The organism is Pontivivens marinum (assembly GCF_900231835.1).
GTDB lineage: Bacteria > Pseudomonadota > Alphaproteobacteria > Rhodobacterales > Rhodobacteraceae > Pontivivens > Pontivivens marinum.
Genome location: NZ_OCTN01000003.1, coordinates 72,447 through 97,571, shown reverse-complemented (window position 1 = coordinate 97,571; position 25,125 = coordinate 72,447). Strand labels below are relative to the sequence as shown.

Annotated in this window: 24 protein-coding genes, 1 other RNA gene and 1 pseudogene; 16 read left to right on the top strand and 10 right to left on the bottom strand. The window is 60.1% G+C overall.

Annotation, left to right across the window (positions count from 1 at the left end; translation table 11 throughout):
* Nucleotides 1-62: 62 nt before the first annotated feature.
* Entirely contained in the window at nucleotides 63-623 is a 561-nt protein-coding gene (locus CR254_RS09485) for a DNA-3-methyladenine glycosylase I (RefSeq protein ID WP_097929626.1), read from the top strand.
* Between the two features lie 105 nt (nucleotides 624-728).
* Nucleotides 729-911: an excalibur calcium-binding domain-containing protein gene (locus CR254_RS18350; RefSeq protein WP_145996734.1), complete on the top strand. Its 183-nt coding sequence runs from the start codon at nucleotides 729-731 to the stop codon at nucleotides 909-911.
* Here the strand turns inward: CR254_RS18350 and CR254_RS09475 are convergent.
* Nucleotides 908-1,468 carry a TlpA disulfide reductase family protein gene (locus CR254_RS09475; protein WP_245851543.1) on the bottom strand — a complete coding sequence of 187 codons (561 nt, stop codon included), beginning with the start codon at nucleotides 1,466-1,468 and terminating at the stop codon, nucleotides 908-910. The genes CR254_RS18350 and CR254_RS09475 overlap by 4 nt on opposite strands.
* A 63-nt stretch (nucleotides 1,469-1,531) precedes the next feature.
* Here CR254_RS09475 and argH point away from each other — a divergent pair, with 63 nt between their 5' ends.
* Both argH and CR254_RS18140 read left to right on the top strand, forming a co-directional pair.
* The gene (gene argH / locus CR254_RS09470) at nucleotides 1,532-2,938 is read left to right on the top strand and encodes an argininosuccinate lyase (RefSeq protein ID WP_097929624.1); all 1,407 of its coding nucleotides are present in this window, start codon (nucleotides 1,532-1,534) and stop codon (nucleotides 2,936-2,938) included.
* Nucleotides 2,935-3,033, top strand: a complete 99-nt coding sequence (locus tag CR254_RS18140; protein WP_219617999.1) for a lipoprotein — start codon at nucleotides 2,935-2,937, stop codon at nucleotides 3,031-3,033. Before argH ends, CR254_RS18140 begins: the two co-directional genes overlap by 4 nt.
* Here CR254_RS18140 and CR254_RS09465 read toward each other — a convergent pair.
* On the bottom strand, nucleotides 3,021-3,698 hold the full coding sequence (locus tag CR254_RS09465) for a Pr6Pr family membrane protein (RefSeq protein WP_145996733.1): 678 nt from the start codon (nucleotides 3,696-3,698) through the stop codon (nucleotides 3,021-3,023). The genes CR254_RS18140 and CR254_RS09465 overlap by 13 nt on opposite strands.
* Nucleotides 3,699-3,741: 43 nt before the next feature.
* Here CR254_RS09465 and CR254_RS09460 point away from each other — a divergent pair, with 43 nt between their 5' ends.
* The 3 genes from CR254_RS09460 (at nucleotide 3,742) to CR254_RS09450 (ending at nucleotide 7,892) form a co-directional block, all read left to right on the top strand.
* Nucleotides 3,742-4,059 (top strand): DUF2834 domain-containing protein, encoded by a 318-nt coding sequence (locus tag CR254_RS09460; RefSeq protein WP_097929622.1) that lies wholly within the window; start codon nucleotides 3,742-3,744, stop codon nucleotides 4,057-4,059.
* Between the two features lie 2 nt (nucleotides 4,060-4,061).
* Nucleotides 4,062-5,336, top strand: coding sequence for a diaminopimelate decarboxylase (lysA, locus tag CR254_RS09455; RefSeq protein WP_097929621.1), 1,275 nt, complete (start codon nucleotides 4,062-4,064; stop codon nucleotides 5,334-5,336).
* A 93-nt stretch (nucleotides 5,337-5,429) separates the two neighbouring features.
* The gene (locus tag CR254_RS09450; RefSeq protein WP_097929620.1) at nucleotides 5,430-7,892 is read left to right on the top strand and encodes a DUF4175 domain-containing protein; all 2,463 of its coding nucleotides are present in this window, start codon (nucleotides 5,430-5,432) and stop codon (nucleotides 7,890-7,892) included.
* Here the strand turns inward: CR254_RS09450 and CR254_RS09445 are convergent.
* Together CR254_RS09445 and CR254_RS18310 are read right to left on the bottom strand one after the other, a co-directional pair.
* A complete protein-coding gene (locus CR254_RS09445; RefSeq protein WP_245851565.1) occupies nucleotides 7,889-9,187 on the bottom strand; it encodes a hypothetical protein in 1,299 nt (432 codons plus the stop codon). The two genes, CR254_RS09450 and CR254_RS09445, sit on opposite strands and share 4 nt — an antisense overlap.
* 12 nt (nucleotides 9,188-9,199) lie before the next feature.
* Nucleotides 9,200-9,298, bottom strand: a pseudogene (locus CR254_RS18310) (MJ0042-type zinc finger domain-containing protein); the annotation flags it as partial.
* Nucleotides 9,299-9,456: 158 nt separating this feature from the next.
* Here CR254_RS18310 and CR254_RS09440 point away from each other — a divergent pair.
* From CR254_RS09440 to CR254_RS09430, 3 genes are read left to right on the top strand one after another with little or no spacing between them, the layout of a single operon-like run.
* On the top strand, nucleotides 9,457-10,134 hold the full coding sequence (locus CR254_RS09440; RefSeq protein ID WP_097929618.1) for a cell division ATP-binding protein FtsE: 678 nt from the start codon (nucleotides 9,457-9,459) through the stop codon (nucleotides 10,132-10,134).
* Complete coding sequence (locus CR254_RS09435; RefSeq protein WP_097929617.1) at nucleotides 10,131-11,024, top strand: cell division protein FtsX; 894 nt, start codon at nucleotides 10,131-10,133, stop codon at nucleotides 11,022-11,024. The genes CR254_RS09440 and CR254_RS09435 overlap by 4 nt, the downstream gene beginning before the upstream one ends.
* Nucleotides 11,025-11,037: 13 nt before the next feature.
* Nucleotides 11,038-11,745, top strand: a complete 708-nt coding sequence (locus CR254_RS09430; RefSeq protein WP_097929616.1) for a lysophospholipid acyltransferase family protein — start codon at nucleotides 11,038-11,040, stop codon at nucleotides 11,743-11,745.
* A gap of 31 nt (nucleotides 11,746-11,776) precedes the next feature.
* Here CR254_RS09430 and CR254_RS09425 read toward each other — a convergent pair whose 3' ends face one another.
* Both CR254_RS09425 and CR254_RS09420 read right to left on the bottom strand, forming a co-directional pair.
* Nucleotides 11,777-12,733, bottom strand: coding sequence for an acetyl-CoA carboxylase carboxyltransferase subunit alpha (locus CR254_RS09425; protein ID WP_097929615.1), 957 nt, complete (start codon nucleotides 12,731-12,733; stop codon nucleotides 11,777-11,779).
* A gap of 108 nt (nucleotides 12,734-12,841) precedes the next feature.
* On the bottom strand, nucleotides 12,842-13,801 hold the full coding sequence (locus tag CR254_RS09420; RefSeq protein WP_097929614.1) for an HpcH/HpaI aldolase/citrate lyase family protein: 960 nt from the start codon (nucleotides 13,799-13,801) through the stop codon (nucleotides 12,842-12,844).
* A gap of 228 nt (nucleotides 13,802-14,029) precedes the next feature.
* Between CR254_RS09420 and ffs the strand changes: the two genes are divergently transcribed.
* An RNA gene (gene ffs / locus CR254_RS09415) (signal recognition particle sRNA small type) lies at nucleotides 14,030-14,128 on the top strand.
* A 12-nt stretch (nucleotides 14,129-14,140) separates the two neighbouring features.
* Here ffs and recR read toward each other — a convergent pair.
* From recR to CR254_RS09400, 3 genes are read right to left on the bottom strand one after another with little or no spacing between them, the layout of a single operon-like run.
* Nucleotides 14,141-14,737, bottom strand: coding sequence for a recombination mediator RecR (recR, locus tag CR254_RS09410; protein WP_180955956.1), 597 nt, complete (start codon nucleotides 14,735-14,737; stop codon nucleotides 14,141-14,143).
* 50 nt (nucleotides 14,738-14,787) lie between these two features.
* A complete protein-coding gene (locus CR254_RS09405) occupies nucleotides 14,788-15,912 on the bottom strand; it encodes a beta-ketoacyl-ACP synthase III (protein WP_097929612.1) in 1,125 nt (374 codons plus the stop codon).
* Between the two features lie 52 nt (nucleotides 15,913-15,964).
* Complete coding sequence (locus tag CR254_RS09400) at nucleotides 15,965-16,309, bottom strand: YbaB/EbfC family nucleoid-associated protein (protein ID WP_097929611.1); 345 nt, start codon at nucleotides 16,307-16,309, stop codon at nucleotides 15,965-15,967.
* Between the two features lie 209 nt (nucleotides 16,310-16,518).
* Here CR254_RS09400 and CR254_RS09395 point away from each other — a divergent pair, with 209 nt between their 5' ends.
* The 5 genes from CR254_RS09395 (at nucleotide 16,519) to CR254_RS09375 (ending at nucleotide 24,020) form a co-directional block, all read left to right on the top strand.
* Nucleotides 16,519-18,708: an RNA degradosome polyphosphate kinase gene (locus tag CR254_RS09395; protein WP_097929610.1), complete on the top strand. Its 2,190-nt coding sequence runs from the start codon at nucleotides 16,519-16,521 to the stop codon at nucleotides 18,706-18,708.
* A gap of 107 nt (nucleotides 18,709-18,815) precedes the next feature.
* Nucleotides 18,816-20,306: a Ppx/GppA family phosphatase gene (locus CR254_RS09390; RefSeq protein WP_097929609.1), complete on the top strand. Its 1,491-nt coding sequence runs from the start codon at nucleotides 18,816-18,818 to the stop codon at nucleotides 20,304-20,306.
* Between the two features lie 300 nt (nucleotides 20,307-20,606).
* The gene (proS, locus tag CR254_RS09385; protein WP_097929608.1) at nucleotides 20,607-21,944 is read left to right on the top strand and encodes a proline--tRNA ligase; all 1,338 of its coding nucleotides are present in this window, start codon (nucleotides 20,607-20,609) and stop codon (nucleotides 21,942-21,944) included.
* A 113-nt stretch (nucleotides 21,945-22,057) separates the two neighbouring features.
* Nucleotides 22,058-23,344, top strand: a complete 1,287-nt coding sequence (locus CR254_RS09380) for a lipoprotein-releasing ABC transporter permease subunit (protein ID WP_097929607.1) — start codon at nucleotides 22,058-22,060, stop codon at nucleotides 23,342-23,344.
* Nucleotides 23,337-24,020, top strand: coding sequence for an ABC transporter ATP-binding protein (locus CR254_RS09375; RefSeq protein WP_097929606.1), 684 nt, complete (start codon nucleotides 23,337-23,339; stop codon nucleotides 24,018-24,020). Before CR254_RS09380 ends, CR254_RS09375 begins: the two co-directional genes overlap by 8 nt.
* Here the strand turns inward: CR254_RS09375 and CR254_RS09370 are convergent.
* A complete protein-coding gene (locus tag CR254_RS09370) occupies nucleotides 24,017-25,072 on the bottom strand; it encodes a hypothetical protein (RefSeq protein WP_097929605.1) in 1,056 nt (351 codons plus the stop codon). The genes CR254_RS09375 and CR254_RS09370 overlap by 4 nt on opposite strands.
* Nucleotides 25,073-25,125: the final 53 nt, after the last annotated feature.

The following is a 25,125-nucleotide window of genomic DNA, read 5'->3' as shown; positions in this document are numbered from 1 at the left end:
TCCTTTTGGTGTTCGCCTATATGTTCTTTCAACGTTCTAAATGAATCATTAAGGGGAGAGCGATGACTCAGCGTTGCACATGGTGCGGAACCGAGCCGCTATATGTTGACTACCACGACACCGAATGGGGTGTTCCCGTCCATGATGGCCGCGAGCTGTGGGAAAAGCTGATGCTGGAGGGGTTTCAGGCGGGTCTGAGCTGGATCACCATCCTGCGAAAGCGTGAGACATTCCGCCAAGCCTTTGATGGTTTCGACCCCTACCGTGTGGCGCGCTATGATCAGCAGGACGTGACCAGATTGCTGGGCGATGCAGGCATCGTGCGCCATCGGGGCAAGATCGAGGCGACCATCGGCAATGCCCGCGCATGGATCGATATTGAGGAGCGTGAGGGATTCGCGAAATTTATCTGGAACTACGTTGATGGCACACCAATTCAGAACGGATTTGCCTCAATGTCCGAAGTTCCCGGCGAAACCCCACTGAGTCGCCAATTGTCCAAGGATCTCAAGAAAGCAGGTTTTAAATTCTGTGGCCCGACCACCGTCTATGCTTTCATGCAGGCCTCAGGCATGGTGAATGATCATATGCGCAGTTGTCATCGGCATGATCCACTTAGTTGACGGAAATCAATTCAAGTATTAACTATTATTAATGATTATAGTTATTTGTGCGTTTTTGATTATCACCGCCCTGTAATTGCGCAGGATCGTTCCATTGATGAACGAATGCAGGATTTGCGTCCAATTCAATTGGCGCAAACCTATTCATGCTCACCACGTAAGACATGTGGTCAGATGCGATCCTGTGACGAGGCGTGTTTTCACTTAACAGTTTGCGGTGATCGCGCACGGGACGGCGATAGTGACGGCATCCCGTGCGAGTCAATTTGTGGCAGACGTCGTTGTTAGGATGACCCCTCGATCGCGGCGGTGATCAATTCGCGCGCGGCCTCGCCGTTCCAATGTGCGCCCCCTTGCAGGCGCCCGATCTCACGGCCCTCGCGGTCCATCAGTACGGTGACTGGCAGGCCCAGAACACCGGCGCGGCGCGAGAGTTGTCCCTGCGGGTCCAGCATGATCGGCAGGGATGTGATATCCTCATCCGCAAAGAAGGCGCGAATGCCGCTGAGGCTGTTGCGCCCGCTTGCGATCGTCAGTACCTCGAAATCATCGCCACCCAGATCGGCGTTCAGGGCGTCCAGATCGGGCATTTCCTCGCGGCAGGGTGCGCACCATGTGGCCCAGAAATTCACCAAAACGATCTTTCCGGCATAATCGGCCAGCGTGTGGGCGTTGCCGTTAGGGTCGGTAAATGTCTCACTCGGCAGGGTCTGCGGTTCGGCATGCACATTCAGTTTTCGCATGTCGTCGCGGCGCATTGCCTCTAACTGTGTTGCGTCCTGCGCGTGCACGTCGTTTGCCATGCCCGCAAAGCCTGCGTAGAACATGCCAAGTGCTGCGAGCATTCTGCCGCTGCGTCCCGTAATCCATCCGCGCATGTCGCCAAACTCCCCGTTTCGAGGCCCCGAATGTCCGATCAGAACACAGAAGCCAAATCGTCGAATGCTATGTGGGGCGGCCGCTTCGCCGACGGCCCCGATGCGTTGATGGAGGCGATCAATGCCTCCATCGGTTATGATCAGCGTCTTGCCAAACAGGACGTTGAGGGCTCACGCGCCCACGCCGCCATGTTGGCCGCCACTGGTATCCTTACGGATAGCGATGCGGAGGTTATCCGTGAAGGGCTGCTCACGGTCTTGTCAGAAATCGAGGGCGGAAACTTTGCGTTCTCGACCGCGCTTGAGGATATCCACATGAATGTGGAGGCGCGGCTCAAGGAACTGGTGGGTGAACCCGCTGGCCGTTTGCACACCGCGCGCAGCCGGAATGATCAGGTCGCGACAGATTTCAAACTGTGGACCCGCGATCAGTTCGACGCAATGGATGCGGGCCTGACCGCCCTGATGAAGGTGTTCGTGGCACAGGCCGAGGCAGGCCCCGATATGGTCATGCCCGGCTTTACCCACCTGCAAACCGCGCAGCCGGTAACATGGGGCCATCACATGCTGGCCTATGTTGAGATGTTTGCCCGTGATCGCAGTCGCGTGCGTGACGCCCGTGCCCGCATGAACGAAAGCCCGCTGGGCGCCGCTGCACTGGCCGGAACGGGTTTTGCGATTGATCGGCATCTGACGGCGGAAACGCTGGGCTTTGACCGGCCATCTGCAAACTCGCTCGACGCGGTTTCGGATCGTGATTTCGCGTTGGAATTCCTGACGACCTCCTCCATCTGCGCGATGCACCTTAGCCGCTTTGCCGAGGAACTGGTGATCTGGTCCTCCGCGCAATTCCGCTTTGTGATTCTGTCGGATCGGTTCTCGACCGGTTCGTCGATCATGCCGCAAAAGAAAAACCCCGATGCAGCGGAGCTGTTGCGGGCCAAGGTCGGGCGCATCGTCGGCGCAACCGTCGCCCTGCTGACCGTGATGAAGGGCCTGCCGCTGGCCTATTCCAAGGATATGCAGGAGGACAAGGAACAGGTGTTTGACGCCGCTGATTCCATGCTGCTCAGCCTTGCCGCGATGACAGGAATGGTCGCCGACCTGCGCCCCAACCCCGAGGTTCTGCGAGCGGCTGCGGCGTCGGGCTTCTCCACCGCGACGGACCTTGCCGACTGGCTGGTGCGCGAGGCGAACCTGCCATTCCGCGATGCGCATCACGCAACGGGTGCGCTGGTCAAAATGGCCGAGGATCGTGGATGCGATCTGTCTGACCTCAGTCTTGCCGATATGCAATCGGTGAACCCGTCGATCACCGAGGGTGTGTTTAGCGTGCTGACGGTTGAGGCATCGGTGATGTCGCGCATTTCCTACGGTGGCACATCGCCGATCCGCGTCAGCGAACAGATCGCCCGCTGGAAGGAGGCGCTGGCATGATCCGCGTTCTGATCATCGCAGCAATCCTGCTGGCACCGGCTGCTTGTGGCCGAAAGGGCGACCTCGTGTCGCCCTCGCAGGCTCAAACCCGCTGAAAAAACACGCTGCGCGACGCGGCAACCAGCGTCAGGCCAAGTGTTACGCATAGAATTATCAGCGCCCCCAGCCACAATATAATGGTCTGGGTGGAGCTGATATCTGGATCGATAAAGGGGTAGGGGTAGAAGCCTTCCGCCGCTCCACGTGTCATTGCGTAGATCAGGTAAGCGCCTGGATATACCGCCCAAAGCGCGACATGAAACAGTGTTAGCCCGTCCTTTGGCGCGCGCAGCACCCACCACAAAATCGTCGATACCGGCACGATAGTGTGCAGTGTGTGATCTACTGTTATTTCGAGCGTCGTGCTTGGCATGACTTCATGCATGAAACTGTGCCCGAACGTCCCCACCACAATCGCCCAGACAGTAATCGCGCCGGATGTTCGCGGCGACGGCAGCTCATTTTGCGAAACCGCGCGCGACATGACCAGGGCGATGCCCAAGTTTGCGAGAATGGAGAAGAAGGTCAGCATCCTCCAAACGCATTCGATCAGATCCGGCACAGCAGCAAGGTTCAGATAGGTTTGCAGCATCAATGCTGTGAATGCGATCGTAGCGATTGCAAGCTCTAGCTTCATTTTACAGTTCTGCACTTTTAGTGGATCATTTGTTGACCAATGTTGGGGCCTTATATCGGCTGTCTTGCTTGCATTGGGGATCACGCATGGATAGTCCGGCGGCCAAACGGATAGCGAGGGATATCGCATGTCGTCACTGCGCATCACCTATTTGCTGCTGACCATTATCGGGGCAATCGTGCCGATGGCCTATCTGCTGCCATGGTTGGGGCAGAACGAATGGTCGCTGGCGGCGATGGTTCAGGCGTGGAATGTGAACGATGCCGGCACCGGTCTGGTCTATGATCTGACCATTGCCGCGGTCGCGCTGACGATCTGGATCGTGGCAGAGGTGCGAGTGCGGCGCGACTGGTCTTCCCTGATTGCTATTCCGGCGATATTTTGCATCGGGTTATCCTGCGGATTGCCCCTCTACCTCTTTTTACGCTCGCGCGGACAGGACTGAATATGGACCACTTTCTCTATCGTGACGGAACATTGCATGCCGAGGATGTCGCGGTAGCCGAGATTGCGCGCACCGTCGGCACCCCGTTCTATGTCTATTCCACCGCGACGTTCGAGCGGCACTTCAAGGTGTTCGAGGAAGCCCTCGCCGGAATGCCGCACCTGATCTGCTATGCGATGAAGGCAAATTCAAACCTGGCTGTTCTGCGCATCATGGCGCGGCTGGGTGCCGGCATGGATGTGGTTAGCATCGGTGAATATCGTCGCGCCCGGGCCGCCGGTGTATCGGGGGACAAGATCGTGTTTTCCGGCGTTGGCAAAACCGTTGAGGAAATGACCTACGCGTTGACCCACGGTATCCGCCAGTTCAACGTGGAAAGCCTGCCCGAGCTGGAGCGTTTGTCCGTCGTTGCCACATCGCTGGGCAAGGTTGCGCCGATCACCGTGCGCGTGAACCCCGATGTTGATGCGAAAACCCATGCGAAAATCGCGACGGGTAAGTCCGAGAACAAGTTCGGCATCCCCATCGCCGATGCGCGTGAAACCTATGCCCGCGCGGCCGCCCTGCCGGGGATCGAGGTTGTGGGCATCGACGTGCATATCGGCTCGCAACTGACCGATCTGGCCCCCTATGAGGCCGCGTTTCAAAAGGTCGCCGACCTGACCCGCGAATTGCGTGCCGATGGCCATACTATCAAGCGGTTGGATCTGGGCGGCGGTCTGGGCATTCCCTATGTCCGCGCCAATGACGCCCCGCCGCTGCCCTTTGATTACGGCGAGGTGGTGCGCCGCACCGTTGGTGATCTGGGCTGCGAGATTGAGATTGAACCCGGTCGCCTGATCGCGGGCAATGCGGGCCTGTTGGTCAGCGAAGTGATCTATACCAAAGAGGGCGCGGACCGTACCTTCCTGATCGTCGATGCGGCAATGAACGACCTGATCCGGCCTGCAATGTATGATGCTTGGCACGATATCGTTCCGGTGGTTGAGGCAACACCGGGGTTGGAGCCGCGCCGCTTTGACGTGGTTGGCCCGATTTGTGAGAGCGGCGATACCTTTGCCAAGGGGCGCGACCTGCCGGATATGGCCGAGGGCGACCTGATCGCCTTCCGCTCCGCCGGTGCCTACGGTGCAGTGATGTCCTCGGAATATAACTCACGCCCCATGATCCCCGAGGTTCTGGTTAACGGTGATCGTTTCGATGTGGTTCGCGCACGGCCAACCTACGAGGAAATGCTGGCGCGTGACACCGTGCCCGACTGGCTGGCCGACGAATAAGCGGCGGTAACGGGATCACTTCCCCGCGTGTGATACGCTCCGCCCTTGGCGACGTGGGGGCGGGGCGCTACCTTCACGATAAGGGGAGCGTTCATGAGCCAGAAACCTGATCCATTGCACGCCTTTCGCGGGCGTTTGTTGCGCACACGACTGGTTATCGCGGCAGAGCGGGGGGCACGTGCCTTTTGGCCGCTCAGCACGCTGGCCTTGATCCTGTTTGCCGCATTGCGATTCGGTGGGCTGACATGGCTGTCGGAACGGATCGGCCTATGGCCGCTGGGCGCTGTGGTGCTGGTTCTGCTTGCCGGATTGACGGTGCTGGGCCTGCGCGCATTTCATTGGCCACATCGCGGCGATGCAATTGCCCGACTGGATCGTGCGACCGCCCGCAATGTCCTGACCACCCTCAGCGATACGCCTGCAATGCCAACAGATGCCGCGCAGATGGCTGTTTGGCAGGCGCATCGGGCGCGTGCAGAACAGGCGGCCCGTGATGTCGCTGTTCCTGCGCCGAACCTGCAAGTTTCCCGCCATGACCGGTATGCGCTGCGCCTGATGGCGGCGATTGCGGCTGTCACGGCGCTGATTTTCGCACAGGGCAGCGGGTTGGCCGATCTGACCCGCACCACGGGCAGCGCACAGGCGGCTGGCCCGACATTCGAGGCATGGGCAACGCCCCCCGCCTATACCGGATTAGGCACACTCTATCTGACCGAACGCCCATTGCAGGACGCCCCTATCGAATTGCCCCGCGGCACGGAAATCGCGCTGCGCGCCTATGGCGATGATTTCACATTGCAGCAAAGCGTTGGCGATACAGGCGAATTACGACCCGTCGCCCCCGGCCTGAACGATGCGCGCCTGTCCCTGCAACGCGACGGGCAAATCAGCCTGCAACGGGGCGGGGTCGAGCTGGCCTCATGGACCTTCAGCGTTACCGGCGATCAGGCCCCCAGCATTGCCTTTAACGGCGAAGTGACGCGGGGCCGTGCGGGCATAACAGAAATTCCCTTTACCATTGAGGATGATTTCGACGTTGCCGCGGCCCGCGTTGTGATTGCACGCGATGTTGATGCGGTGCAGCGCCGTCACGGCTTGACCGCCACACCGCTGGACCGGCCCGATCTGGCGGTTGATCTGCCCCTGCCTGCACGTGGCGGGGCCAGCGTGACCGATGTTCTCAGCCGTGATTTTTCGCCCCATGCCTTTGCCGGTCTGCCGGTCAGCATGGTGTTGGAGGCGACCGATGGCGCAGGGCAAGTTGCGCGTAGCGAGGTGCGCAACCTGACCCTGCCGCAACGTGCTTTCTATGATCCGCTGGCCCGCTCGATTGTGGAACAGCGCCGCGATCTGCTCTGGGCGCCGCAGGAAAACATCCGTCGGGTCGAACAGTTGCTGCGCGCCGTGTCCTATCAACCCGATGATCTGGTGGTGCCTGAGGGCGTGACCGATGCGCTGCGCGACAGTATCGCCGCTATCAATGCCGCCCGCGATGGCACCCCGACATTGGATCAGATTGATGAATTGGCCGAGCAACTATGGGCCATTGCCCTGATGATCGAGGATGGCGAACTGGCCGATGCCGCCGCCGAATTGCGCCGCGCACAGCAACGTCTTAGCCAAGCCTTGCAGGACGGTGCTAGTGACGCCGAAATAGCGGAGCTGATGCAGGACCTGCGTGAGGCAACCCGCGATTATATGCGCCAGCTTGCCGATGCCCTCGCCGATGATCCAGACGCCCAGCAGCGCGCGCAGGATCAGGGGGATGAGGGGATGAGCATGAGCCAGCAGGACCTTCAGGACCTGATGGATCGCATTCAGGAACTGTCAGAAAACGGTCAGCGTGAGGAAGCGCAGCGCCTGCTGGATCAACTGGCCGAAATGATGGAAAACATGCAGATGACCCTGAACGGTGAGGGGCAGGGCGAGGGCGGTACCCCACAGCCGGGTGGTGGTGAAGGCGGAACCCCGCAGGAGGGCGTGCAGGATACGCTGCGCCAACAGCAGGAACTGGCCGATCGCGCGTTTGAGGAACTGCAACGCCAGTTCCGTCAGGGTGGCTCCTCTCAGGGTGAGGAGGGGCTAGAGGGCCTCGCCGATACGCAGGAGGCCCTGCGCGATCTGCTGGATGGCGGTGAACAGGGTGACGGCAACGCCGAGGCGCAGGAGCGTCTGGACGAGGCGGAGCGCAATATGGGCGACGCCCGTGATGCGCTGGAACGTGGCGATGGCCGACAGGCATTGGACAGTCAGGCACAGGCCATGGATGCCCTGCGTGAGGCGATCCGAGAGCTGGACTCGGCAGAAACGGGTGAAAACTCTAGCGATGCCGAGGGTGAAAGCGCGTCCGGTTCGGATCAAAGTTCCGCAAACCTAGACCCGTTCGGGCGCCCAACCGAAAACGGCTCATCTGTTGAGGGTACGGAGATTGTCCCCGAGGGGGGCTCAATCGGGACAGCGCGTGATTTACTGGATGAAATCCGCCGCCGTTCCGGTGATCGGGCCAGAACAGCCGAGGAGCGCGACTATCTGCGTCGGCTCCTCGACCGGTTTTAAGCGCCGCTTACAATCGCGGAAATCGCTGTCCGCAGCCCGTCGATCCATGCGGTATACCCGTCTAGTGCGGGGGCCGCCTGGGGCAATGCGGATGCAAGGTTGGGGGCCAGCACATAGACAGCCGCAGCGATCAATGCCAGCAGCAGCGCAGTGATAAAGCCCAATCCGGCGCGACCACGTTTTGGGGCAGTCTCAGCAGGGGCTTCGGCCTCAATCTCTGCCTCGGGCAGGGGATCTGTTTCCTGCGGAACGTCTAGCGTCGCAGGTGCCTGTGCCGGAGCCGTTGTCGGACGGCCGGGGCGTTCCGGACGCGGAGTTGCGGCGATCGGCTCAACCACTTCCGGTGCCTCCGGCGCAGCATCTGCCGACGGACGTGTCGGGCGCTGTGGCCGTGCGCGCACGGGGGCGGCTGGTACAGGTTCGAGTGTTTCCGGCTCCGGCTCAACAAAGGCAGCAGGCGCCGGCGTTTCCGGCTCATCCAGAATGCGACGCAGGTCGTTCAGCACGGAATCCGCGTCATCAATCGAGGCGGGTGCTTCCTCCACAACCTCAACCGGCGGGGATATAACGGTTTCTGCTGGCGCCTGTCGCGCTGCTTTTTCGGCGGCGGCTGCCTCACGCTGGGCGCGGCGTTCGGCGCGGCGGGCACGCATCGCCTCAAACGCGGCATCTGCGTTGGCGCGGGCGGCGTCATCCTGGGGTACGGGCGGGATGCTGAAATCAGCTTCCGGCTCAACCTCGGGTTCTGGCGTGTCGGGGATTTCTTCGGGCTGAACCTCTTGCTCCGGCGCGAGTTCGGCGGGAGTTTCCTCAGCCTCAGCCTCAGCCTCAGCCTCAGCCTCAGCCTCAGCCTCAGCCTCAGCCTCAGCCTCAGCCTCAGCCTCAGCCTCAGGCATTCGAGTGGGGTCAGGTGCGGTGGCTGCCTCGACGATATCTGCGATCAGATCATCGGCATCCGGTTCATCGACAGCAGGCTCAGCCTCAACAGGTTCGTCAATCGGCGCGGATGTGCCGACCTGCCGCGATAGCAATGCGCGCAATGCCTCTGCGTCGAAATCCGAGGCATTGGCCGCCGCGTCGGGCTGCTCCTCTTCCTCATCAACATCCATGCTGAGGCGATCATCAGAGGCATAGACTTCCTCCTCCGGCACAATCTGTTCGCCTAATGCGTCGGAAATCGCGCTGGCAATATCGGCCGGTGGCGCAATATAGGCTGGCGGCGCGGATGGCGCGGCGGCCTGCACCGGTGGCAGAACGATAGGTGCGGTGTCCTCTGGTTCCGCGACCGGACGCATGGCTGTCCATTCGGTTTCGCAGATACCACATTGAACGACGCGGCCCGCAGCGGGAACATCAGAGTCCGCGACTTCGTATTGTGTTGCACAGTTCGGACATATCAGACGCACAACGTCCCCCTAGAAAAGCAATTCACAGCCGGTTACCCCCCTCAGGATGAACCGTGGTAGCAGACCCTAACCCGCAATTCACACGGTGCCTAGGGCCGAACTATTGTTCCCGCGACGTGCATCTGCAATGGTCTGCCAGTTCGACAAAGGGGAATGACGTGATCGGTTTTGAGTCCGCCGGGTTTAGCTACGGTCAGGATCGCATTCTGTCTGATGTAACGTTAGACATTGCGCCTGGATCATTCCACTTTCTAACCGGTCCGTCTGGGGCCGGAAAAACCACATTTCTCAAGATGTGCTACCTCGCCCTGCGTCCAACGGATGGCCGCATGACCATGTTCGAGCGTGAAGTCGTCAACCTAGATCGCGACGACGTGGCCGATATGCGGCGGCGTATCGGCGTGATGCACCAGAACTGTGTTTTCCTCGACCATCTGTCATTGCGCGAAAACGTCATGCTGCCCCTGCGCGTCGCCGGACGAACGGGGCCGGATGTGGAGCGTGACATTGACGATCTGCTGGATTGGGTTGGATTGAGCACGCGGGCCTATGCCCTGCCGCCTGAGCTATCCGGTGGTGAACGACAACGCGCCGCATTGGCCCGCGCCGTTATTGTATCCCCTGACATCGTGTTCGCGGATGAGCCTACGGGCAATCTGGACTGGGCGATGGCGGAGCGTGTGTTGAGGCTATTGGTTGAATTGAATAAATTGGGCAAGGCGGTGGTGATTGCCACCCATGACATGAACCTGATCCGCACGGCAAAGGCGGATGTGAACGCGCGCGTCCTACGCTTGGCCAAGGGGCGGTTACAGATGGCGGGAGCGGATTTGTGAAGGTCGCAAGCTTGCTAACCGGATCGCATTCCGAGGGGATCGTACCGCCCTCCGGCTTTACCGCATGGCTGGTTGCGTTGGTCTCTCTGGCTATGGCGGCGCTGGCGGTGGCGGCTCTGGCGGCGTGTTTTGCTACGGATCGGTTGGCGGATCGGTGGTCATCGGAGCTGGCACGCTCCTCAACCGTCACCATTCTTGCGCCCGCAGGCGATATGGATGCGCAGGCAAATGCAGCACTGGCGGCGGTGCGCACTACTCCCGGAATCGAATCTGCGCGTCTGTTGGATCAGGAGGAGCAGCGCGAATTGCTGGCCCCGTGGTTGGGCACCGAACTGACGCTGGACGTTTTGCCCGTGCCGCGCGTGATCGTGATGGAGGAAACCGAGGCCGGACCTGATGGCGACGGCCTGCGCCTGCGTTTACAGGGTGAGGCACCCGATGCCGTCTATGACGATCACACCCGTTGGCGGCGCCCGATGGTTGCTGCGGCGGAGCGGTTGCGGCTGTTTGGGTTGGGGGCCTTGGCCCTGATCGGTCTGGCCACGGCGGGCATGATTACGCTGGCGGCACAGGCCGCGCTGGCCGCGAATGAGCCGATTATCCGCACTCTGCGCCTGATCGGGGCGCGGGATGCCTATATCGCCCGTGCCTTTGTCCGGCGGTTCACGTTGCGCGCGCTTGGCGGGGCAATGGTCGGTACGGTGTTGGCCGCGCTGGGTTTATTGTTCATGCCCGATGTCGCGACCGAGGCCGCATTCGTTACCCGCTTGGGCCCGCAGGGGCAGCAATGGGCGTTGTTGCTGACAGTTCCGCTAATCGCTGCCATAACCGCATTTATCGCAACCCGTATGGCCGCGTATCGTGCGCTACGCCATCTGGAAGACCGCTGACCGAGGTATATTCATGCTGCTGATCCGCTCTCTGATCTTCTCGATTGCAATGTATGTTGTCATGCTGGTGATGGGCATTATCGGCGCTATTCCGGCCGTTCTGTCACGCGATACGGCCTATTGGTTTATGAGCCGCTACTGCTACATCGTGTTCTGGCTGTTGAAATGGATCGTCGGCGTAAAGGTTGAGGTCCGTGGTGAAATCCCACAGGGCGAATGCATCGTCGCGGCCAAGCATCAGAGCTTTCTGGATATTATCATGCTGATGGGCACCCTGCCGCGCCCGAAATTCGTGATGAAAAGCTCCGTCAAATGGACGCCCATCGTCGGGTTCTATGCGATGCAAATCGGCTGCGCGCCGGTCAACCGTACAGCCAAGGGCGCAATGGGGGAGCTGTTGGATAACGTGGCTGAGGAGCGTGACGACCCCGGTCAGATCGTGATCTATCCGCAGGGCACTCGCGTGGTTCCTGGTGCAGTTGCGCGCTACAAACGTGGTGCCGCGGCGCTGTACAAGAATTTCGGGCTGCCTTGCGTTCCTGCCGCCACCAATGCTGGTGTATTCTGGGGGCGCAATTCGATCCTGCGTCGGCCGGGTGTGGCCGTTATCGAGTTTTTACCCGTGATTCCGCAGGGGTTGGGAACGGAGGAATTTCTAGCTCGATTGGAGGGGGAGATTGAGCCTGCCTCGACCGCATTACTGATTGATTCAGGAGCATAATAAAGAGGCCGCCCTGCGACGGCCCCCTAAATCACAGGGCGACAGCGCCCATCTCTAGGAATTTCTTGCGGCGATCCGACCGGATCTCGTCGCGATCCTTGCCATCAAATTCGGCGAGCAACGCCGTCAATGTGCGCCCAACAGCCGCGATGGCGGCATCGGGATTGCGCTGTGCGCCGCCGATGGGTTCATCAATGATGCGGTCGATAACACGCAACTGGCGCAGGTTCTGCGCAGTTAGGCGCAGCGCCTCGGCTGCCTCACGCATTTTCTCGGCGTTTTTCCACAGGATCGACGCGCAACCCTCGGGCGAGATCACGGTGTAGATTGCGTGCTCCAACATCGCGACCTTGTTGCCCGTGGTCAGCGCGATTGCGCCGCCGGACATCCCCTCACCAATGATGACGGAGATCAGGGGTACGCGAATGGATAGGCACTTTTCAGTCGAGCGGGCGATTGCCTCGGACTGGCCGCGTTCCTCAGCGCCCTTACCCGGATATGCGCCCTGCGTATCGACCAAGGTGATGACGGGCAGGTTAAATCGATCCGCCAGATCCATCAGGCGAACCACTTTTCGATATCCCTCAGGCCGCATCATGCCAAAGTTCCGGGCGATGCGGCTGGCCGTATCGTTGCCCTTTTCCTGACCGATCACAACAACCGGACGATCATTGAGCCGTGCCAAGCCGCCCATGACGGCGGGATCGTCAGCAAAGTTACGATCACCGGCCAGCGGAGTGTATTCCGTGAACAGTGCCTCGATGTAATCCTTGCAATGTGGCCTGCTGGGATGGCGCGCAACCTGTGCTTTGCGCCACGGTGTCAGGTCACGGTAAAGATCGGAAAGAAGTGCCTGCGCCTTTTTATCCAGCGCGGCGGCTTCTTCCTCAACGTCCATCTCGGGGTCCTGGCGGGCGAGGGCGCGTAGCTCCTCCGCCTTGCCCTCAATTTCAGCTAGACCCTTTTCGAAGTCGAGATAATTTTGCATGTCGCCCCTCGTGCGTTTCTACTGAAGATATAGGCGGCTGTGGGGCTGAATTGCAATTCCCTGTATAAGTTAGAAATGTGACGGCCCGCATATACGGGTCCTACATCCTTACCCTGTAATCATTTCGGATTGCTTAACGATCACCTCGGCCTGCCGAATCGAGGCCAAATCGACTAAGCGTCCCTTATAAACGGCGGCACCTTGGCCGGATGCCTCTGCCTCAGCCATGGCGGCAAGGATTTCGCGGGCCTCGGTTATTTGTGCCTCGGACGGGGTGAAAACCTCGTTGGACAGGGCAACCTGTTTGGGGTGGATCGCCCATTTGCCGACCATTCCCAGCGTGGCAGAGCGGCGTGCTTGTGCGGTAAACCCTTGATCATCCGAGAAATCTCCGAACGGGCCGTCTACTGGCAGCAGGCCGTGGGTGCGGCAGGCGGCGACGATGGCGACGGTGGGGGCGTGCCATGGATCGGACCAGTGCGTCGCGCCATCCGGGGTGCGCATGTAGTAATTTTCCTGCGTTCCACCGATTCCCGTGGTTTGCATGCCCATGCTGGCGGCGTAATCGGCGGCGCCGAGGCTCATCGCCTGCATGCGGGGCGAGGCGGCGGCGATTTCCTCAACATGGGCGAGGCCCGCGGCGGTTTCGATAATCACCTCGAAGCCGACCTTTTTGGTGCGGCCCTTTGCGGCCTCAACTGCGCTGACCAAGGCATCTACAGCGTAGATATCGCCTGCGCAACCGACCTTTGGAATCATAAAGCGGTCAATGCGTTCTCCAGCGTTTTCAAGGACATCAATCACATCGCGATACCAATATGGCGTGTCCAACCCGTTGATCCGCACGCTGAGGGTTTTGGTGCCCCAGTCGATATCGTTGATCGCGTCGATGACGTTTTTGCGGGCGTTATCCTTGTCCGACGGGCTGACCGAATCCTCCAGATCGAGGTTGATCACATCAGCGGCAGAGGCTGCCATCTTCTCAAAGATTGCAGGGCGCGAGCCGGGGCCGAAGAGCTGACAACGATTGGGAACGGCGGGGGCTTGGGGCTGTACCTTGAAGGACATGATTTTTCCGATGCGACATAAAGTTGCTAAATATTTGCCTGTATCGATATTTATGTGCGAGCGTATCGTCAAGCAAATTGCTGCAATTGCGAAGGTTAACCGCGAAAGACACGGGCTGCGCTGTGGCTGCTATCAGGCTGCTATGCGGCTGGCACGCTGTCTGGCGGGGTGAAAATGTTAACGCAGCATCGGCTTGCGTTCCGCGAGCAGGCGGACTATCTGTCGGGGTGAGAGGTTGGCGCGGGCAGGCGCCTCGCCAACCTGGTCAGAGCCGGAAGGCAGCAGCCACAACGAGCCCCGCTTGGGTCGTCGTCCAGCCTCTCACCCAATTCCCTTGGATTATCGCATCTGACGGCGCGCGCTAAGCGCAGCCGTGATTGTGCCATCGTCGAGGTAATCCAGCTCACCCCCCACAGGTACGCCCTGCGCGAGGGAGGTGACGGGGATGCCGCGATCCTCAAGCATATCGGCGATGTAATGCGCCGTGGTTTGCCCATCGACGGTCGCGCCGAGGGCCAGAATCACCTCGGTCACCGAATCATCCGCGATGCGCTGCGCCATGCGCGGCAGGTTCAGGTCCTCGGGGCCGATCCCGTCCAGCGCGCTGAGCGTGCCGCCCATAACGTGATAGCGACCGCGGAACACCTGCGCCCGCTCCATCGCCCATAGGTCAGCCACGGATTCGACGACGCATAGGGTTGTCGGATCGCGCTTTGGATCGGTGCAGATATCGCATCGCTCGGACGTGCCGATATTGCCGCAAATCAGGCATTCGCGGGCATGTTCCGCCACATCAGCCATCGCGGCGGCCAGTGGTTCCAGCAGCACCCGCCGTTTTCGTACAAGCGCCAGCGCCGCGCGCCTAGCGGAGCGTGGGCCGAGGCCGGGCAGGCGGGCCAATAGGCCGATGAGGTCATCTAAAGGTGCGTCAGGCATGGCATAGATGTGGCAGGTCGCAGGTCATTGGGCAAGCCGCCCCGCGCCCATTATCCCGCGCGGCGCACAATGACGGAGCCGACAGAATAGCCCGCCCCAAATGAACAGATCACGCCCAGATCACCCGGTTTGAAATCATCGGAATATTTGGAGAATGCGATGATCGAACCCGCTGAGGAGGTATTCGCATAATCTTGCAGGATATTCGGTTGTTCATCGCGGGTGGGTTCGCGGCCCATCACCTTTTTACCGATCAGGTCGTTCATGGATTTATTGGCCTGATGCAGCCACATCCGTTTCAGATCATCGGGGGCGATGTCATTATCGGCGAGGTGTTCGCTCATCAATTTTGCAACGGTGGGGACCACCTGTTTGAAGACCTTTCGGCCCTCCTGCATGAATTGCATATCCCGGCGATCCTCGACCCCGTGGGGGCGGGTGCGGCGTAGGAAGCCGTTATTATTGCGGATATTATTCGAGAATTGCGTCAGCAGGCGGGTGTCCACGATGTCGAACCGCACGCCGCGTGCATCGTCGGACCGTTCCACCAGAACCGCCGTACACACATCACCGAAGATGAAGTGGCAATCACGGTCGCGCCATTCCAGATGGCCCGACGTAATCTCGGGGTTCACCATCAGCACCGAACGTGCGGAGCCGGAGCGGATCATATCCGCCGCCTGTTGCAGGCCGAACGTGGCCGAGGAGCACGCGACGTTCATGTCAAAGGCAAAGCCCTCGATCCCCAGAAGCTGCTGAATCTCGACCGCCATTGCTGGATAGGCGCGTTCCATATTCGACGCGGCGCAAATCACGGCGTCCACATCGCGGGGGCTGCGGCCTGCCTGTTTCAGGGCCGTGGTTGCCGCCTCAACCGCGATTTCGGCCATCAGGGATGGTTCATCATCGGAACGCTCACGGAAACGGGGATACATGCGGGTGGGGTCCAGCACCCCCTCCTTATCCAGCACATAGCGTTGCTCGATCCCCGACGCGGCAAAGATGAAATCCGCGTTGGAGTGGGTTTTCGCCGCGACCTCTCCAGCGTCGATCGCGGCGGCGTTTTCTGCGTTATACAGGTCCGCATAGGCGTTAAAGGCCACGACGAGTTCGTCATTCGTGATGATCTGCGACGGTGTGAACACGCCGGTTCCCGTGATTGCGGGTTGATGCATGAGACGTTTCCTCGATTTCAAAATGGGCCGTTACCGCCGTGGCGGAGGGGGATCAGAAGGGCAGTTTCATGCCGGGTGGCAGTTGCAGGCCCTCAGTCACCTTGGCCATTTCGGCCTGCGAGGCATCCGAGGCGCGCGACTGTGCGTCCTTGATCGCGGCGAGGATCAGGTCCTCGACCACTTCACGCTCCTCGGGCTTGAACAGATCGTCGGAAATGGTGATGCCTGTCAGCTCACCCTTGGCCGTGGCGCGGGCTGTGACCAGACCGCCGCCTGCCTGTCCCTCAACCTCGATGGTGTTCAGACGCTCCTGCGCCTCCTCCATCTTGCCCTGCATTTCCTGTGCTTGCTTCATGACCTTTGCCATGTCGCCGATTTGGCCCAGTCCCTTGAACATATTGTCCCTCGTTTGAATGGATCGTTGCCTAACATGTACGATGCACGAGGGGGCGCGACAAGTTGGCAGGGGGCTAAGTTCCGTAGGGGCGTATGAAATTAAGGCGGCTTGTGGATGCGCGGGACTGCCACCTTGCACGGTGGACACTGTCGCAGCATGGTTGGGGCAACGTCATTTACCTGTCACACCTCATGAGCATATAGCACATCATGACCGATCCAGATTTTCTCAACTCCGTGCCCGGCCCCTCCGTCGAGCTTTCTGATTTTGATGCCAGCGGGCCGCAGCGGTTTTTCAACCGTGAGCTGTCATGGCTGTCCTTTAACTGGCGCGTGTTGGAGTCGGCGGAAAACCCCGATGCGCCGCTCTTGGAGCGGGTGCGGTTCCTGTCGATCTCCGGCTCGAATCTGGACGAGTTTTTTACGGTGCGCGTTGCGGGATTGCGCGGGCTGAAGCGGGCCGGTGTGACCAAGCCCTCGGCTGATGGCATGACACCGGCGGAGCAGTTGGAGCGGATCGACGCGGATGCGCGCGCGCTGATGCTGCGTCAGCAGGAATGCTGGGCCACGCTAAAGGACCTGATGCGGGACGCGAATATCGAGGTTGTCGGTATAAATGACCTGAGCAAGGTGGATGTGGAGCGGTTGGAGCAGGTCTTTATGGACCAGGTGTTCCCCGTGCTGACGCCACTGGCCATTGATCCGGCGCATCCATTCCCCTTTATCCCCAATGCCGGTTTCGCCATGGCGCTGCAATTGCGTCGCGTTTCGGATGGTGCGCCGCTGGAGGCATTGCTGCCGGTTCCCAATCAGGTGAACCGCTTTATCCGGCTGGAGGGCGGCCGCCCCGGTACGATCCGGTTCCTGCCATTGGAGGGCCTGCTGGAGCTGTTCCTGACGCGCCTGTTCCCCGGCTATGAAACGGCGGGTCTGTGTACGTTCCGCGTGCTGCGCGACAGCGATCTGGAGGTTGAGGAAGAGGCCGAGGATCTGGTGCGTGAATTCGAGAGCGCCCTGAAACGTCGCCGTCGTGGTGAGGTGATCCGACTGAAAATCTCGATGAATGCGCCGACGGATTTGCGTGCGATGATTATCGAGGAGCTGCACGCCAATGCGGATGAGGTGATCGAGCTGGACGGCATAATCGGTATCTCGGATCTGAGCGAGCTGGTGATCGACGACCATCCGGACATGTTGTGGAAAAAGTACAAGCCCCGCACGCCGGAGCGGGTACAGGATTTCGAGGGCGATATCTTTGCTGCGATCAAGCAGAAGGATATGTTGCTGCACCATCCCTATGAGAGTTTCGACACCGTTGTCCGCTTTGTTCAGCAGGCTGCCCATGATCCCGACGTGGTGGCGATCAAGCAGACGCTGTACCGGACCTCGAAAAACTCGCCCATCGTCGCGGCCCTGTGTGAGGCGGCCGAGGATGGTAAGAGCGTCACCGCCTTGGTTGAGCTGAAGGCCCGATTTGACGAGGCGGCGAATATTCGTTTGTCACGTCAGTTGGAGCGTGCCGGCGCGCAGGTTGTATATGGTTTCATCGATTGGAAAACCCACGCCAAGATGTCCACAGTTGTCCGGCGTGAGGGCAAGGATCTGGTGACTTACTCGCATTTCGGGACCGGCAATTACCATCCGATTACCGCGAATTTCTATACTGACCTGAGCCTGATGACCTGTGACAAGGCGCTGGGCCGTGATGCAACACGGGTGTTCAACTACGTTTCCGGCTATGCCAAGCCTGAGATGCTGGAGAACCTGCATGTGTCGCCGCACAGCCTGAAAAGCCACATTATCGACAGCCTCGACGTGGAGATTGAACATGCCAAGGCGGGTCGTCCTGCGGCGGCGTGGTTCAAGTGTAACTCGCTGATCGAGCCGGAGGTCATTGATGCAATGTACCGCGCCAGTCAGGCGGGCGTGCGCATTGATATGGTGATCCGTGGCATTTGCGGGATCCGTCCGGGCATCACCGGATTGTCCGAAAATATCCGCGTGAAATCGGTCGTTGGGCGTTTTCTGGAGCATAGCCGGATTGCATGTTTCGGTAACGGGCACGGGCTGCCCTCGGATCAGGCGCGGGTCTATATTTCCTCGGCTGATTTGATGGGCCGCAACCTGAACCGGCGTGTCGAAACCTTGGTCGAGATCAAGAACCCCACCGTGCATGCGCAGATTATCCATCAGGTGATGGCAGCGAATCTGGCAGATGAGGCGAATAGCTGGGTTCTGGATGCCAATGGCGATTTCTCGCGGCCCGGTGCGATTGACGGGGGTAAGGCGTTTAGCTGCCACGACTTCTTTATGCGCAACCCGTCGCTAAGCGGCCGTGGTCGTGGTGGGTCGGATGACGCACCGTTGCTGACCAAATTGCGCCTGTCCGGCGGGCAGTAGGCCCTTACGGCGCGGTGACGATTGGCACAAATACGGCAGGGGCATTTTTCCATGGCCACGCCCCGCAGCCGCGCTATCCTAGGGGCGGGCTGATTTAGGAGAGCGCCATGGGCAAGCGGGTCAAGCAATTCGAGGGGCTGGACCTGTCGCGGGTCGGCGTGGTCGATGTGGGATCAAACTCTGTGCGGTTGGTCGTCTTTGACGGCGCTGCACGATCGCCGGCTTACTTTTTCAACGAAAAGGTTTTGTGCGGGCTGGGTGCAGGCGTTGCCGCGACGGGAAAGTTGAACCCCGAGGGGCGGCGTTCGGCGCTGTCCACCTTGCGTCGATTCGTATCGCTGGCCGAACGGATGAACCTGTCCAGCCTGACCGGCGTAGCCACCGCCGCCGTGCGTGAGGCAGAGGACGGCCCCGATTTCGTGGCCGAGGTTGCCCGCGAAACCGGTCTGGAATTGCGCGTTGTTGAGGGGATCGAGGAGGCACGTCTAGCCGCGCAGGGGGTGCTGGTCGGGTGGCCCGATGCTGTGGGTTTGACGGTGGATATTGGCGGCGCGTCGATGGAGCTGGCCCGTGTGCATGGTGGTCGGATCGGTACTTGTGTGACCTCGAAACTGGCGCCGCTATCGCTGGCGGATATTTCGGCCAAAAAGCGGGATGGGGTGATTGCAAACACCTTGGCTGATTTGCGTAAGAAGCTGCCCGGTCAGGTTGAGGAAATGTTTCTGGTCGGCGGATCGTGGCGGGCGATTGCGAATCTGCATATGGCGCGCACGAATTATCCGCTGAATGTGCTGCATGCCTATGAGGTTGCGCCCGATGAACTGCTGGAAACGGTGGAATGGGCGGTTGATCAAGACACCGCCACCTTCCGTGAGCTGGTCACAACATCCGAAGCACGCCTAGCGCTGGTTCCATTGGCCGCACAGGTGTTGCGCCAAGTGATCAAGGTGTTTGCGCCGGATCGGATCGCCGTGTCCTCCTACGGCCTGCGTGAGGGGGTGCTGTACGAACAGATGTCGCCCGAGGCGCGGCAGTTGGACCCCCTGACCGAGGCGTGCCGCCATATGGAGATTGCCGCCGCCCGATTCCCCGGATTCGGTGAGGCGCTGTATCAATGGGTGCAGCCGCTATTCGCGCTAGAGGATGAGTGGACCCTGCGCCTGATTCATGCGGCCTGTTTGCTGCACGATGTGAACTGGCGCACCCATCCCGATTTTCGCCCGACGGCCAGTTTCGAATCTGTCACGCGGGCCAATTTGGGCGGAATCACCCATCGCGGGCGGATCTTCCTGGGCCTGATGTTGGCAAATCGCTATAAAAGTGGGCGCCGTGCCCGCCCGAATGAGGATTTGGTCGGGCTACTATCCGCCGATCAGCAACGTTTGGCCGAAACGGTGGGGCGAACCCTGCGGCTGGGCTCGATGCTAACAGGAGCCTCTGTCGATGCGTTGCAGCAGTCACGGTTGATTCTGTCCGAGGGCGAGATAGTCCTGATTCTGGACGGGGCAATGGCCGCATTGCGTGGTGAAGTCGTTGAGAAGCGTTTGGCCAAGTTGGCATCGAATCTAGGCCTGAATCACCGAATTCAGGTCGATTAGGCCGCTAAAAACTACTTTGATGTTTAAACGCAAAACGGACCGGCTATTGCCGATCCGTTTCTTAAGTCTCCCCAGACTTGGGCCGTCTATGCGGTGCTTAAGGAAACAATAAACCGACTTTTCCTCCACGTCACTATGAAACTTTCTGTCTTGGTAAAAAAATGATGATGCAATGCACAGCACTGCCTGAAATGCGGGCAATCATCGTTTTGGAGGGCAGGTGCTCAATCCGGCGGGCATTGCTCCGCGTTGCGTGCTGCACTAGACGGGTGCAGAAACCGAATTGCCGGAGAATTACGGATGCGTCTGTCCCGATATTTCATGCCCGTTCTGAAAGAAACGCCTGCTGAGGCGCAGATTGCGAGCCATCGTTTAATGTTGCGGGCGGGTCTGATCCGCCAGTCCAGTGCGGGTATCTACTCGTGGTTGCCCATGGGCCTGAAGGTCCTGCGCCGTCTGGAACAGATCGTGCATGAGGAGCAGCAGCGCGCGGGTCATCACCCCATGCTGATGCCAACGATCCAGTCTGCTGATCTGTGGAAAGAATCCGGCCGTTACGATGATTACGGCAAGGAAATGCTGCGTATCAGCGACCGTCATGGCCGCGATATGTTGTACGGCCCCACGAACGAGGAGCAGATCACCGATATCTTCCGTCGTGATGTCAGCTCGTACAAGCAATTGCCGCTGACGCTGTACCACATCCAGTGGAAATTCCGTGACGAGGTCCGCCCCCGCTTTGGCGTGATGCGTGGTCGTGAATTCCTGATGAAGGACGGTTACAACTTCGACCTGACCAAGGAAGACGCGCTGCACGCCTATAACCGACACATGGTCAGCTATCTGCGGACTTACGAGCGGATGGGCCTGAAGGCGATTCCGATGCGTGCGGATGGTGGCCCGATTGGTGGCGATTACACCCATGAGTTCCTGGTTCTTGCCGATACGGGTGAGAGCGAGGTTTTCTATGACAGTGCCGTTACCGATCTGACCTTGGGTGAGCGGGATGTGGATTTCGACGATGTGGCCCAGTGTCAGGCGTTGATGGAGGAGTTCACCACCCCCTATGCGCGCACCGATGAAACCCACGATGAGGCGATCTTTGCCGAGGTGCCCGAGGAGCGTCGCAAGACCGCGCGCGGTATCGAGGTAGGCCAGATCTTCTATTTCGGCACCAAGTATTCCGAGGCGATGGGCGCAAATGTTCAGGGTACGGATGGCAAGAATGTGCCCGTGCATATGGGCAGCCACGGCATCGGTGTCAGCCGCCTTGTCGGCGCGTTGATCGAGGCGAACCACGACGAGAACGGCATCATCTGGCCCGAGAGCGTTGCGCCATTCGGTGTGTCCGTCGTGAACCTGAAGCAGGGCGATACCGACACTGACCGCGTGTGTGAGGAGCTGTACGCTGCCTTGGGCAAGGCAGGGATCGAGGTGTTGTATGATGACCGGTCCGAGCGGGCAGGCACCAAATTCGCCACCGCCGATCTGATCGGGTCGCCATGGCGCATCACCGTCGGGCCGCGCGGCCTGAAGGAAGGCGTGGTTGAGGTCACCTCGCGTCGCAGTGGTGAGGCTGAAACGATGGCCCCCGATGCGGCAGTGGGCAAGCTGGCTGAAATCTTCGCCGGGCTCTAGAATACTAATTGCAGACCGGCGGGTGACAGCGCGCCGGTCTGTGCTACCTCTTTGACACAGGCGCCACACGGGCACGCACAGTTTCCGCACGGGCATCAAGGCCGGAGGATATCATGGCAGGCAGTGCCGCACCGTTTTCTTCATTCGAATGGTTGATCGCTTGGCGATATCTGCGTGCGCGCAGACGCGAGGGCGGGGTCAGCGTTATGACGTGGATCAGCCTGATCGGCATTGCACTGGCCGTTTTCGCGCTGATCGCTACGTTGTCCGTCCGTTCCGGTTTCCGCAGTGAATTTGTGGCGACAATTCTGGGCGCAAATGCCCATGTGCAGGTTTTCCAAAGCCCCTATCAGACGGAACACGGGCAGGTCATCCGCACCCTGTCCGATTACGATGCCCGCGCCGAGGCTGTGCGGCAGGTTGCCGGTGTAACCCGCGTGGCCCCTACCGTGCGCGGTCAGGTTCTGGCCAGCGCCAATGGCCGCAATGCCGGTGTTGAGGTGTTGGGCCAGATCACGCAGGACGTTAAAACGCTGCCCCTATTGGCGGAGCCTGAGATCAGCATGGGCAACCTTGACCGGCTGGATGAGGGGATTGCCATCGGCACCGGCGTTGCCAATCAGCTGGGCGTTGTGGTCGGGGATCGTGTGCAGTTGATTTCGCCCAATGGAGTGCAGGGCCTGATGGGGACAACGCCGCGGACCTCCACCTATGAGGTTGTGCACGTGTTTCAGGTCGGTCGTTTTGATATCGACAAGGTGCGGGTCTATATGCCGCTGGCCGAAGCGCAGAGCTTCTTTAACCGCGATGGCGTGGTGGATGAGCTGGAAGTGCTGGTCGAGGATGCCGAGGGGGTCAACACCTTGGTCCCTGCGATTTTAGAGGCATCGGGCGGCGATACCTATTCGTGGACTTGGCAACAATCCTCGGGCGGGTTTTTGCGGGCGCTGGAAATGGAGGACAACATCATGTTTGTCATCCTGTCCATTCTGGTGCTGATCGCGACGCTGAACATCACCTCGGGCCTGATTATGCTGGTGAAAAACAAGGGACGCGATGTTGGTATTCTGCGCACCATGGGGTTGAGCCAAGGGTCGATCCTGCGCGTGTTCTTCATCTGCGGATCGGGGATCGGGCTGATCGGAACGGCGGTTGGCGTTGTGCTGGGATGTCTGTTCGCGATCTATATCGATCCGATTTTCGGTTTTGTGAACTGGGCATTGGGCGGCGGGGTCTGGGACCCCTCGGTCCGGTTTATCAGCCAGCTGCCGGCGGAATTGCGCATGGTGGATGTGCTGCGTGCGGCGGGGATGTCGCTGGGCCTGTCCTTTGTCGTCACCTATTTCCCTGCGCGTCGTGCCGCGCGGATGAACCCTGTTGAGGCATTGCGTTATGAGTGATCCGGCTCTGAACCTGACAGGTATTTCCAAGACCTATAACGAGGGCACCGCCGGTGAGATTGCCGTGCTGCGCGAACTGGACCTGACCGTCGCACGGGGTGAGATTGTCGGGCTGGTCGCGCCATCCGGTTCGGGCAAATCCACGTTGCTGCATATCGCGGGCCTACTGGATTCCACGGATCACGGCAGGGTCACGATTGGCGGACAGGATGCAACGCGGCTGGGGGATCGGGCGCGCACACGCCTGCGCCGGTCCAGCATCGGGTTCGTTTATCAATTCCACCACCTGCTGCCCGAATTTTCGGCAAGCGAGAATATCGAGCTGCCCCAACGTGCGGCGGGTATCAGCGCCTCGGCAGCACGGGCGCGGGCGGTGGAGCTGTTAACCTCGGTCGGGTTGGCGGATCGGATGACGCATCGCCCCTCGGAGATGTCTGGCGGGGAACAGCAGCGCGTTGCCTTTTGCCGTGCATTGGCCAACCGGCCCAGCCTGCTATTAGCGGATGAGCCGACGGGCAATCTGGACCCAGAAACATCCGAGCAGGTTTTTGCGGTGCTGATGAACCTGGTCCGTGAAACGGGTCTGTCCGCGGTGATCGCGACGCATAACCTAGAGCTGGCAGGACGGATGGATCGTACCCTGCGATTGCAGGGCGGGGCGGTGGTGCCGGTTTAGGGGCACGTCGCCTGTAGCCGCAGCCAATCCGCATCGTCCAGTGCGGGGGTGTAGATCGCGGGACCGATGCTGTCACCGGCCTGCAAAGCCTCGATCCGCAGTCGCGGCACGCCATATTCGTTGAGCAGCAGACTGACCGGCAGGCTGGGCAATTGCGCCGTGGTCAGCAGGCGTAGGGCGGCGCTGTCCGCTTGGCCATCATGCTGGGCGGAGTGTTTCAGCGCCGTCAGGATATCATCGTAATAGGCCTGCGGAATAGCGCCGGAAAAGGCGAGGCGCATGGTTCCGACCAGCCCCAATGCTTGCGTAGTGACATCGCGGTTCAGGTGCAGGTTATGACGTGCCTGCGCCAGCGCCAGCAGGCCCGCGATTTGTTCCGGTTGATTTGCGTGGTCGATCACATCCGCATTTATCAGCACCAAACTGCCCGGCAGGAACAGGGCCGGTGCGCCCTCGAACCGGGCAATTGTGGGGCGGATGGTTGTGCCGCCAGTGGTCAGGCGGGCGCTGATCTGTGCCAGCAGGGGGTGGCCTCGCGTTGTGCGCAACGCGCCCGGACTGCTGATGCGGCATAGGCGTGCATTATCAGACAGCATCAGTTCCGTGGTCAGCGCAATTCCGGCCCGTTCCCATGTGACATCGTCGATTCGATGGCTGAGATAGGCCGTGATCGGGTGGCGCGCCATCAGGCCGATACCGATCAGCACGGCGATGGTCAGCAGCATTGGCATCAGCAACCGGATGCGGCGCACGGCGTCGGGTTGTTGGCCGGTATCTGTGCTGATCGCGCGAATAGCCTCAATCATATCGGGATCGTCGAGGGTCAGCGTTTCCGCCTGATCAGGATCAGGGGTCAGGACCAACCCGCCAGCATCACTGCCGATTTCCTGCAACGCGGCCAGCGACCAATGCGCCCATGGCTGTTCATCCATATTCATCAGGGTCAGTGTCGCGTTGCCAAAGCTGACTATGACTTCGCGCGGGTCCGCCTCGGGCGTGGGTCGCCACAGCGCCACGGCCTCTAACCGTTGATACTGGTCTAATGCGGTCATTTCTTACCTGTTCTGCCTCGGACAGCAGTTAGCGCACTTTCTGTCCAAGGCGA